Below are 10806 nucleotides of genomic sequence, written 5' to 3' on the forward strand. Positions count from 1 at the left end.
TGCACACCGCCACGCCCCTCCCTCACAGACAGGTGACCGCACCCATGCAGAACGACTCCATGGTCGTCAACTCCTGGAACGAATGGGACCCGCTCGAGGAGATGGTCGTCGGCTCGGCCGACAACGCCTGCTTCGAGCCCACCGAGCCGGCCAGCCGGCCCGCTGTCCGCAACGCCCCCGGCACGCCCTTCCCGACCGGTCCGAAGCCCAAGGAGGCGATCGACCTGGCCAACGAGGAACTCGAAGGGCTCGCCCGCCTGCTGGAGTCCCAGGGCGTCACGGTCCGCCGCCCCGCCCCGCACGACTTCTCCCGCCCGGTCACCACCCCCGACTTCGAGGCCGGGAACCAGTACTGCTCGGTCTGCCCGCGGGACGTGATGATCACCTTCGGCAACGAGATCGTCGAGGCCACGATGTCGCGCCGGGCCCGCTACTTCGAGTACCAGCCGTACCGCAAACTGGTCTACGAGTACTGGAACGCAGACCCGCGCGTGCGGTGGACCGCCGCTCCCAAGCCCTCGATGGCGGACGGCATGTACCGCGAGGCCTTCTGGGACTGGCCGCTCGAGGAGCGGCACGAGCGCATGCACGCCTTCGAGTTCTGCGTCACCCAGGACGAGGTCGTCTTCGACGCCGCCGACATGAGCCGGCTCGGCCGGGACATCCTCGTGCAGGAGTCGATGACCACCAACCGGGCGGGCATCCGCTGGCTCAGGCAGCACCTGGAGCCGCGCGGCTTCCGCGTCCACACCGTGCACTTCCCGCTGGACTTCTTCCCCTCCCACATCGACTGCACTTTCGTGCCGCTGCGTCCCGGCCTGATCCTGACCAACCCCGAGCGCCCGCTGCGCGACGGCGAGGAGAAGATGTTCCTCGCCAACGGCTGGGAACTCGTCGAGGCCCCGCAGCCGGTGCTGACCAACGACGAGATGCCGCAGTACTGCCAGTCCTCCAAGTGGCTGTCGATGAACGTGCTCAGCATCTCCCCGACGAAGGTCGTCTGCGAGGAGAACGAGAAACCCCTCCAGGACCTGCTGTCCGGCCTCGGCTTCGAGGTCTTCACGGTGCCCTTCCGGCACGTCTTCGAGTACGGCGGCTCCCTGCACTGCGCCACCTGGGACGTCCGCCGCACGGGCACCCGCGAGGACTACTTCCCGAACCTCGACTACACCCCCCTGGTCTGACACGCGGCCACGGGCCCCGCCCGCGGCGGCGGGCGGGACCCGTGGTGCGGGGGGAGCGGGGCCACGCTCTCGCGCGGACGCGCCCCGGGCGGAAAGCGGGGACGAGGAAGAGGACGCCGCCGAGGAAGGCGCAGCCGGCCGGGCTGCTCTCGGTGCTCCGCCCGGACCGCCCCGCCATGGGACCGGGTCCGATGTCCTGGGTCCTGGGCAGCGCGGGCCTTCTTCATCCAGCCCCGCAGGGACTTTGAACCGGCCCCGGGTTCCCGGGCGATTCCTGTCACCGTCCGGCCCGACGGCCGCACGAGCTCGATCGCGTCCCGCTTGTACTCATCCGGGTACCGCTTCGTGTACTTGCTTCCCACCCGGCACTGCTTCCTCCAGGCTCTCCCGTCCCAGTCGCCAGGTGTCCAGGACCAAGGGGAAGCTTCAATGTCGATCCCCTCAACTTCTCAAGACGTCGCAGATGTTCGGCGCGCGGCCCACGGCCGGGGAAGGACTCGCGGCAAGGCGCTGGAACACCGCCTCGGACCCGCCGCGTCCGCCGCCGGACAGAGGGGTGCCCCGCACTGCTGGGCCCTGCTCCGCACGAGATCGGCGAACGGGTCTCCTTCGCCTGCATGGAGTTCCCCTGGCGAACTCGGTGACGAGGTGCGCACACGACCCCACGGCCTCGGCGGAATTGACCTTGGTGAACGCGGAGGGGAACTGCATGAGCCAGGCCTCCGTCTCGCCGGAGAGGTGCCGCTTGATCTCCTCCACCGCGTGGGCCCCCGACGGCTGGGCGGGTCCCAGGCCGGGCTCCGTAGAGCCCGGCCGCCCTGTGCGTGGCTCAGTCGAACAGCGGTGCCAGCGCAGGTTCGCCCGCCAGGATGCGCCAGGCGGGAACCCGCACCGTCCGGCTCACCGGGCAGGGCTTGGCGCCGTGGCCCCCGGAGGGCAGGCCGGTGAGCAGGTCGCCTCGCGCGTGGAGGAGCCGGAGGTGCCGGGCGGGGTCCGTGCCGGGCTCCGGTCCGGGGTCGATGAGTACCGCCGTGTTCTCGCCCGCGTCGGTGAACAGCAGATCCACCGGGCGTCCGCCCACCTGCAGGGCCCGCTCCAGATCGGTGATCCCCCGTCCGGTCAGGTACCGCTGCAGGCGGTCGGCGAGGTCCTCGCGGGCCTCGGCCGCCGGGCCCGGTGCGCCCGCTTCGGCCGGAGCGCCGTCGTCGCCCGCTCCCAGTGGCGTCGAGCGCGCGGCGAGGAGGGCCGGCAGGCCGCTCTGCCCCTGCCAGAAGGCGAGGTCGCCCACCGTGATCAGCTGCGACTTGGCCCGGGTGACTGCCACGTTCCACAGGTTGACCTGGCTCGCGACCCAGTGCGTGGTCCGGGGCGGGGTGTTGGACGCCGCCACCGGGCTGAGCACCATCACGTCGCGCTGTCCGCCCTGGAAGGTGTGGACGGTGCCGACCCTGACCCGGTCGTCGTCCCGCCACATCCGGGCCAGTGCCTCCTTCTGCGCCCGGAACGGCGTGACCACTCCCACCGTCGCGTCCGGCGGAAGCCCCGCCAGCAGTCCGTCGACCACGCGCCGCACAGCCTCCGCCTCCGCCGCGGTGCGCCAGGACCGCCCGTCGCCGCCGCGTGCCGAGCCCCCGGAGGGTACGTCCACCCAGCCGAGCACCGGTGCCGGGTCGGCCGCTCCCACCGGGTCGTGCGCCGGTACCTGCCGCCGCACGTCGGTCAGCACCCGCAGCCGGCCGCCGTAGCAGTGCCCGTTGACCACGTCCGCGATCCGCGGGTGGCAGCGGTAGTGCTCGTCGAGGAGCAGCGCGCCCTCGCCGTGCTGTTCGGCCGCGTGGTACGAGGAGTGCACGTGGTAGGTGAGGCGGTGGTGCTCCAGTTGGGCGGCGCTCAGGCCGGCCCGCGTCCGTGCCTGCCGCTCCTGCTGCGGTGACACGCCGGGGATGTGCCCGAGCTGCATGGGGTCACCGATGATCAGCGCCCGGCGGGCCCGGAAGAGCAGCGGCAGCACCGAGGGGATGGAGCACTGGCTGGCCTCGTCGATGACGACGAGGTCGAACAGTTTCGGGGTGAGTTCCAGCTGCCGCACCGAGTGGGTGCTGACGGCCCACCCCTTGACGTGCGCCATCAGGTTCTTCTGGCTGCGCTGGTAGCCGGAGCGGCGGCGCAGTGCCTGGAGCCGCTGGTTCATGAGTCCGGCCGCCCGGCCGAGGGCCTCGGCGGACAGGGCGCGGGACAGCTCCGCCGACAGACCGGTCAGGACCTGAGACGTCGCCAGCCGGGACGCCTTGAGCCCGTCCTCGTCCCACTCCCCGTGCGCGCGGACGAGTTCCCGCAGTTCCCGCTCCACGGACACGACCTCGGCCAGCGACTCCAGCAGTTCGGTCGGCACCGGTCGTCCCGTGGCCCAGGCCGGCCACGCCGTTCCCGGCTCCTCGGACCACCCCGCCCCTGCCGAGACCAGCGCGGCGAGTGCCCGCCCGCGCCGCCACGCCCCGAGCTGCCACCAGCGGGCCGCGGCCGTCCTCCGTGCCCGGTCCGCCCACCGGTCCAGCGGGGCAGGGCCGTCCGGATCAGCCGCCCAGGCCCCTTCGAGGAGGGGCAGGGGCAGCTCCAGGGCGGCGGCGCGCTCCTCCCGGTCGCGGAGCAGTTCCAGCAGCCGCGTCTCCTCACCGACGCGCCGCGCAGCCTCCTCCCGCAGCCGGTCGGCCGCTTTCCGGGTGTTGCGCAGCTCGCCGCCCACGGTGGCCGATCCGCGCCGCGGCGCTCCGACCGGTTCGGCGAGCAGCCGTTCCAGTTTGGCCGCCTCCCGCTCCAGCGCCTCCGCGTTGCCCGTCCGCATCAGCAGGCCGGGCGCGATGTCGTCGCAGCGCTCGGCGACGACGTTCACGGCCTCGTTGTTCGTGGAGGCGACCAGCACCGACTGACCCGCGGCGACACAGGTGGTGACGACCGCCGTGACGACCTCGCTCTTGCCCGTGCCGGGCGGCCCGGTCGCCACCGTCAGCGGCCGGGTCATCGCCGAGGAGATCACCTGTTCCTGGCTCTCGTTGCACGGCCCCGGGGCGACGGGGGTCACCGCGTCCGCCGGTGCCGAGGTCGTGTCCGGCGCCTGGCGTGCCCCGCCGTCCAGCAGCGCGCCCAGGGCGGTGCCCGTGATCTGCGCGGTCCGCGTGGAGATCTCCAGCAGGTTGTCCACCAGCGCCTGGGTGGCCATGGCCTCCGCACCCGAGGGCACCAGCAGGACGGCCGCGTTGTGCGCGCCGGGCCGCAGTGCCTGCATGACCGTGCGGCCGCTGAGCGCGGACGGGTCCAGGGGTTCGAGTTCCGGCAGGCCCAGCTCCTCCAGCAGCTCCCGCACGGCGCGGAGCATCTGGGCGTCGTTGCCCTCCTGCCAGGCCGGCTGCCAGCGGGCGACCAGGTCGGCGGCGTCGCCCGCGTCGAGGAGTTCCGATACGACGCCGCTGTGCAGGGACGGCACGCCGCTGGGCCGGAGCACGTCCCGGCCGTCCTCGTCCGGCGCCAGTTCCATCTGCTGGACGAGCAGCGGCGCCAGCTCCACCGTCGCGCGCCGTCCCCGGCCGCCGTCCCGCGCGGGCAGCGTGATCGCCGGGTAGCCGTACCAGTACTCCTGCCGCGTCCCCGTCCCGCTGTCCGACCCGGTGCGCCCGTCCTGGGGCCGGGGCAGTGGGCCGGGCGCGACGATGTGCGGTCCGCGGCCCGACTGGACGGTCTCCTCGCCCTGGGCCAGCAGGAAGTACTTCGTGTTCCGGCCGGCGTCCCGGTCCGGCCGCATCCCGGCCGCCGCCTGCGCGGTGAGGCAGTCCGCGTAGTAGCGCAGCAGCCGCTGCGGGTCGACGCCGTCCCGTTCGTCCGCCTCGGCCGCCTCCCGCGCCTTCAGCAGCGCGGGGGAGCGCCGGGCGGCCCCGGTGGCGTCGTGGGGGAGCACGGGAAGCCGCACGGGTCGTGCCACCGACCGGGCGAAGGGCAGGCTCCGGGTGGCCCTGATGGTGGACTTGGTGGGCCGCTGCCCCTCCGGCACCCCGTCGCGGGTCATCTGGGCGGTCAGGTAGTCGAAGAGGTCGTCCGGGGTGATCCAGCCGCCGTCCTTGATCCGCCCGTTGCGCAGGCCCTCGACGATCTCCCCGGTGAACCGGGAGGTGCCGAGGTCCGACCCCTGCGGCGCCATCGCGGAGGCGGCCTGGAGGGCGTCGGACGCGGTGATGAAGTACACGCCGGTCGGCCGCAGCAGGGTGCTCGGCGCGGGCCGCTCCGGCTGTCCCGCCGGGCCCTTGGCGGTCCAGCCCTGGACGACGGAACCGCTGGAGCAGCAGTCCAGCAGGACCAGCTTGGAGGCCGCCCGGCAGGACTGGAGCATCCGCTCCAGGAACTCCGCCGGCACGGCCGTGCCCGGCAGGTCGGCGGGGTCGGTGTCCCGGGTCAGGAAGTACAACTGGCCGTCCTGCTCGCAGTACTCGCCGTGCCCGCTGAAGTAGAGCAGCGCGGTCTCGCTGGCCTGCCGGGCCTCCAGGAACGTCTCGACGGCGTGCAGCATCTCCGCGCGCGTCGGCTCGGCGGCCACCGCGCACTCGTTGTACATGCCGATCTCGGTGTTCTCCAGCACCGCCCGCATGTAGTGCAGGTCGGCCCGCACGGCCGAGAGGTCCCGGTAGGCCCCGTTGTCGTACGTGGAGACACCGACGAGCAGCGCGTGGCGGTCGTTGTCGGTCATCGCCGTTCAGCCCGCCGTCGTGCCGTCGCCGTCGTCCGCGAGGAACCGCTCGATCAGCGTGTCGTCCTCGCGGGCCTCCTTGCCGGTGACGCGCAGGACCGCCCCGTCGGGCCGCTTGACCACGATGGTGCGCTGCGGGATCCGCGCCAGCCACACCTGCACGAGGGCGGCGACGAACGCCCCGGCGCTCAGCAGCAGCTCGACGGTCTCGGCGGACGGGCCGCCCTTGTCGAAGGCTCCCGACGGGCCGCCGGGTGCGGGCAGGTCCAGCCTGGCGGCGGGGTCCGCCTCGGCGAGCGTGGCGAGCAGTTCGCGGGTGTCCTTGCGGGCGCGCAGCGGGTCCTCGTCGACGACGGAGATCCGGTATCCGGTGTGGTTCTCGGGCATGGCGGTTCGTGCTCCCCCTGGTTCACCGGCTCCTTGCCGGGCGAACGACACTAGCGCCCGGCACTGACAGTGACGGTCCAACGAGGTGCGTACGCACGACCGTTGGCGTGAACACGGTGGCCGGTGGCCGAGTCCCGCACGTCTCAGGCGAGGTCGAGTTCCGCCCAGACCGTCTTGCCCGGCGCGCCCTCGCGCGGGGCGACCGCCCACCGCGTCGCCAGCCCCGCGACGATCAGCAGACCCCGGCCGGACTCCGCGTCGCCGGGCGGTTCCGCTTCGGAGAGCAGGGGGACGCGTTCGGTCCGGGTGTCGGTGACCTCGACGCGCACGGTGCCGGCGCCGTGCACGAGCCGGACGTGGAAGTCCCGTCCGGCGACGTGCCCGTGCCGTACGGCGTTGGCGGCCAGCTCGGCGGTGATCAGGGTGAGGGCGTCGTTGACCCGGCCGTCGTACGGGTGCCCCCACGCGTCGAGCCGGTGCGAGACCAGCCTGCGGGCGAGGCGCGCGCCGCGCGGGGAGGAGGTGAAGGCCATCGCGAACTCGTGGCGGGGGCCGGCGGTCCCGGCCTCGGCGCCGGGGGCGTGCACCCGTGGGGTGGAGAGGGGGCTGTTCATGTGGCTCACGGTGCCGTCGTCGTCCTAGCGTGACCAGATACGGCGCGCACACGGAGGGTCGCTGTAAGTGGCCGGTGCGCGGGTGTCGGCGGGACGGAGCGTGACGGCCGGCGCGGGGGCCGCGTTGGCCGTGGGAGGTGGTACAGGGATGAGTGAACCGACGGGACTGGTGGACGAGCGGTCCGCGAGCGGCGGCGACAGTGACGGCGAACGGCAGCCCGAACCGGAGGCCGGATCCGGTGTCCTGCGCGTCTTCGGAAGGCAGTTGAAGCGGTTCCGGCTGCGGGCGGGCATGGATCGGCCCGAGTTCGGCTCACTGACGGGGTATTCGGTCTCCACCATCGCCGCGTACGAGCAGGGACGCCGGGTGCCGCCGCCGAGGTTCATCGACCAGGCGGACGAGGCGCTGGACGCGGGCGGGGTCCTCCAGGAGATGAAGGAGGAGGTGGCCCGGGCGCAGTATCCGGTGTTCTTCCGGGACGCGGCGCGGTTGGAGGGGGAGGCGGTTGAGCTGCATGTGTACGCCAATCAAGGAATGCCGGGGCTGTTGCAGACAGAGGAGTATGCGCGGGCGGTGTTCGGAATGTGGCGGCCGCTGCTGGACGAAGAGACGATCGCCCAGCGCGTGACTGCTCGACTCGCTCGCCAGGACATCTTCGCTCGGAGGCCGATGCCCACCATCAGCTTCGTCATCGAGGAGGCGACGCTGCGGCGCCCACTGGGAGGTGAAAGCGTCTTGCGCGGGCAGTTGGAGCAGGTGCTTCTTGTGGGGCAGCAGCGCAACGTCGAGTTGCAGGTGATGCCGACCCAGCGTGAGGAGCATGCAGCGCTCGGCGGACCATTCACCTTGATCGAGACGCGGGAAGGGCGCAGGATCGCGTACGTGGAAGCACACAAGGAGAGCCGCCTTCACACGGAGCGCGGCTCAGTGCGTGAGTTCGAGGAGCAGTATGGAATCCTGCGCGCTCAAGGACTCACTCCACGGGAATCGCTCGCTTTCGTTGAGAAGCTGCTGGGAGAGAGATGACCATGAAGCCTGACCACTCCGAATCCGGCCTTACGTGGTTCAAGAGCAGCTACAGCAGTGGGGCGGGCGGCGAGTGCGTGGAGGTCGCCGCCTGCTCCGAGGCCGTCCACGTTCGTGACTCCAAGGACACAAGCCGGCCTTCCCTCTCGATCGCTGCCTCCGTCTGGGCGGCGTTCGTCGGCTTCGCTGCTCAGTAGGCGACTGGCCTGCCCCCGGTAGTGCACCGGGGGCAGACCTGTGCCAGGCCGCGTCGGCCGACTACGCGTTCGCCTTCTCGCGAACGGGCGGAGTCCAGCGCCCGGCGGCGATCTCGGCGTCCAGCCGCGCCTGGAAGTGCGCGTGCGCCGCCCGCATCTCGGCCTCGCGGTCGGCCTTGTAGAAGGGGGCCTGGTAACCCCGGCGGTGGGGGCGTACGTAGGTCACGGGCGCTCCTCCGCAGTGAAGGGGGCAGTGCCCCGCGGACGGGGCCGGCGGTTCCTCGGCTCGGCTTCGACGGTAGCGGCGGGCACTGACAATTCAGAGCGTCACATCCGGGGACACGTACGCCCGGTGGGCAGCCGCAGGCGGTTTTCGGACAGGGGGTCGTGACGCCTGGTCCGCTGTCGGTGACAGGTGCTCTCATGGAAGCGGCGAGGAACTGCGCATGAGGGGGGCCGTGTCCAGGAGCAGGGGATACGACGGCACCGATCGCACCGGCCGGAGCGCGCGCGGGACACCGTGCCCCGAGGCGGCGGGAGCGGACGCATGAGCCCGCGTCGCCGGCGGCGCAGGAGCCGTGGGGAGATGCTCGCGGCCATGGGCGTGACGGCCCTCGCCGTCCGGGTGCTGGTCGAGGTCGGACAGTGGATGCGGGCGCACTGGTGGGTCCTGATCGTGCTCGGCCTGTCGGCGTCGGTCGCGCTCGCGGGGTGGACCCACCGGCGGGTCGGCCGGATGCGGTCGGCGCGGTTGCGGGTCGAGGCCCTGACCTACTCGCTCGGCCAGCTCGACGCCATGCACCACAGTGCCTTCGAGGTCGCGGTGCGCGATCTGCTCGCCCGGGACGGCTCACGCGACGTGCTGCGCTGTGGTGGCCGGGGCGACCTCGGGGCCGACGTGAAGGGGCACGATCCCCTCGGTCGCTTCTGGGTGATCCAGTGCAAGCACCGCCGCAAGGGGCTCGACGGTGCGGCTGTCGGGACACCGGAGCTGCAGACCCTCAACGGCACCGGTCGGCCGGTGCACGGCGGCGACGTCGTCGTCATGGTGACCAACGGGAGGATCTCCGGGCCTGCCCGTGACTTCGCCCGGCAGCAGCGCCTGCACCTGGTCGACCGGCACCTGCTGGAGCAGTGGGCCCGCGACGGGCGACCCCTGTGGGAGATCCTTCCGGCGGTACCGCCACCCCGCAGGCCGCCGGGCCTTCGACGCGCTCCATGACACTGCCGGGCGGGGCAGGACGGGCCTCGACCGTCGGCGAGTCGCGTACCCGGCAAGGTGAATCCCGGCTCGGAGACACCCGTCCCGGCCCGGCGCCCCGTTCCACGCCCGCGGCCCGGGGACGATCGACCGGCAGGGAACCGACGCACGCCGGATCCCGACGGGACACATCTTCCTCACGCCCATCTACGTGCCGAAGTACTCCCACTACGATGCGACTTGGGGGATCTCGGCGTCTCGGAGCATGCGCCGGAAGCCGGAAGCCGGAAGCCGGAAGCCGGAAGCCGGAAGCCGGAAGCCGGAAGCCGGAAGCCGGCATGCCGTGAGAGTTTCCTCCGCGTCACGCGAACCGCCGCGAGGTCTTCGCGTACGCGTGCCGGCTCCCGGTCCAGCGGCATGTTCGCCTCGTCACCGGCTCCGTCCAGGGCGCCGGGAGCGTCCTGGTCCGGTGCCGCGAACAGGGGGCCCAGGTCCTCCGTGGCGGGGCCGTTCTCGGCGACGAGTTCGAAGGTCCGTCCTGTCGCCTGCGGCGAGGTCAGGGCCTCCACGAGAACCTGTGCGATCTCCTGGCGTGCGGTGACGCCGTCGGCCGGGGGTGCCGGTTCGCCGGGTGTCACCCTGCAGGAAGACGGGCCGATGCTCGCCCGGGCCGTTCATGCCGAACCAGCCGGGCCGCACGATCGTGCAGGGAAGTCCACTGGCGCGGACCAGACGCTCGGAGCGGCGCTTCCCGTCCAGAAGGTGGTGGCAGGCGGGTGAGCGGGAGGTGACCCCGATGGACGTCATCGGCACGATCCGGGGAGTGCGGCCGTCCGGAGCGGTCAGGATGTTGCGGACTCCGGCGTGGTCGACGTCCTCCGGAGAGGAGTGGGCGCCGCCGTCGGAACCGAGGGTCAGCACGATGGCGTCGACGTCGGCGACGGCGGCCGCTGGGGTGTCGGGGCGCGTCACGTCGCCGACGACGAGTCCGGTCCCGCGGGCGGCAGCGGTTTCGCCCTTGGGGTGTGTCCAGTAGACGGCTGATCCAGTTTTGTTCGGGGTCAGGTGGCGGCCGGGGCGGGACGGTCTTCGAAGGCGATTCGGAAGGCGTTCGGGGGCGCCTTGCAGCGCATGGTCCGGTCACGCTGTTCGCAGGCATGCACGACGCGGGCCGCTGCCTGCGAGGGCGTTGACCCGCGTCCTGCTCCGACTCGGGCGCAAGGTCCCAGAGAAGTCCCACGTTGTGTCGTCACACCTCCGGCGGCGTGTACTGCCGCAGGTCAGAGAGGTTTCGCCGGCCATCACCCGACGGTCTTTCAGATGTCCCGGAAGAAACCAGCCAGCGCGGTGACCTGCGATGATGAGGGGTCTTTGGCCACTGAACTGCGTGAATGGCCTTTCAGTTGTTTCATGCTCGTGCCGGTTGATGGAGGCGGAAGTCCCAGAAAAGTCCCGGAGGACCCC

At 72.2% G+C, this 10806-nt stretch carries 10 protein-coding genes; 4 read left to right on the forward strand and 6 right to left on the reverse strand.

Annotated elements, in window-relative coordinates:
* The first annotated feature begins 44 nt into the window (after nucleotides 1–44).
* Nucleotides 45–1184 (forward strand): glycine amidinotransferase, encoded by a 1140-nt coding sequence (locus KYY02_RS22425; protein ID WP_371240596.1) that lies wholly within the window; start codon nucleotides 45–47, stop codon nucleotides 1182–1184.
* On the opposite strand, the gene KYY02_RS22430 is transcribed toward KYY02_RS22425, so the two are convergent.
* From KYY02_RS22430 to KYY02_RS22445, 4 genes are all read right to left on the reverse strand, one after another.
* A complete protein-coding gene (locus KYY02_RS22430) occupies nucleotides 1166–1546 on the reverse strand; it encodes a transposase (protein ID WP_371240598.1) in 381 nt (126 codons plus the stop codon). The two genes, KYY02_RS22425 and KYY02_RS22430, sit on opposite strands and share 19 nt — an antisense overlap.
* Nucleotides 1547–2013: 467 nt before the next feature.
* The gene (locus KYY02_RS22435; protein WP_371240600.1) at nucleotides 2014–5916 is read right to left on the reverse strand and encodes a caspase, EACC1-associated type; all 3903 of its coding nucleotides are present in this window, start codon (nucleotides 5914–5916) and stop codon (nucleotides 2014–2016) included.
* Between the two features lie 6 nt (nucleotides 5917–5922).
* On the reverse strand, nucleotides 5923–6303 hold the full coding sequence (locus KYY02_RS22440) for an effector-associated constant component EACC1 (protein ID WP_371240602.1): 381 nt from the start codon (nucleotides 6301–6303) through the stop codon (nucleotides 5923–5925).
* A 143-nt stretch (nucleotides 6304–6446) separates the two neighbouring features.
* Nucleotides 6447–6917: an ATP-binding protein gene (locus KYY02_RS22445; RefSeq protein ID WP_371240604.1), complete on the reverse strand. Its 471-nt coding sequence runs from the start codon at nucleotides 6915–6917 to the stop codon at nucleotides 6447–6449.
* A 148-nt stretch (nucleotides 6918–7065) separates the two neighbouring features.
* Between KYY02_RS22445 and KYY02_RS22450 the strand changes: the two genes are divergently transcribed.
* On the forward strand, nucleotides 7066–7944 hold the full coding sequence (locus KYY02_RS22450; protein WP_371240606.1) for a helix-turn-helix domain-containing protein: 879 nt from the start codon (nucleotides 7066–7068) through the stop codon (nucleotides 7942–7944).
* On the forward strand, nucleotides 7941–8141 hold the full coding sequence (locus KYY02_RS22455; protein ID WP_371240608.1) for a DUF397 domain-containing protein: 201 nt from the start codon (nucleotides 7941–7943) through the stop codon (nucleotides 8139–8141). The genes KYY02_RS22450 and KYY02_RS22455 overlap by 4 nt, the downstream gene beginning before the upstream one ends.
* A 61-nt stretch (nucleotides 8142–8202) precedes the next feature.
* On the opposite strand, the gene KYY02_RS22460 is transcribed toward KYY02_RS22455, so the two are convergent.
* Nucleotides 8203–8367: a hypothetical protein gene (locus KYY02_RS22460; RefSeq protein WP_371240609.1), complete on the reverse strand. Its 165-nt coding sequence runs from the start codon at nucleotides 8365–8367 to the stop codon at nucleotides 8203–8205.
* A gap of 321 nt (nucleotides 8368–8688) precedes the next feature.
* Between KYY02_RS22460 and KYY02_RS22465 the strand changes: the two genes are divergently transcribed.
* A complete protein-coding gene (locus tag KYY02_RS22465) occupies nucleotides 8689–9363 on the forward strand; it encodes a restriction endonuclease (RefSeq protein ID WP_371240611.1) in 675 nt (224 codons plus the stop codon).
* A 408-nt stretch (nucleotides 9364–9771) separates the two neighbouring features.
* On the opposite strand, the gene KYY02_RS22470 is transcribed toward KYY02_RS22465, so the two are convergent.
* The gene (locus KYY02_RS22470) at nucleotides 9772–10470 is read right to left on the reverse strand and encodes an NAD(P)H-binding protein (RefSeq protein ID WP_371240619.1); all 699 of its coding nucleotides are present in this window, start codon (nucleotides 10468–10470) and stop codon (nucleotides 9772–9774) included.
* Nucleotides 10471–10806: the final 336 nt, after the last annotated feature.

It is taken from the genome of Streptomyces pimonensis (assembly GCF_041380215.1).
GTDB lineage: Bacteria > Actinomycetota > Actinomycetes > Streptomycetales > Streptomycetaceae > Streptomyces > Streptomyces pimonensis.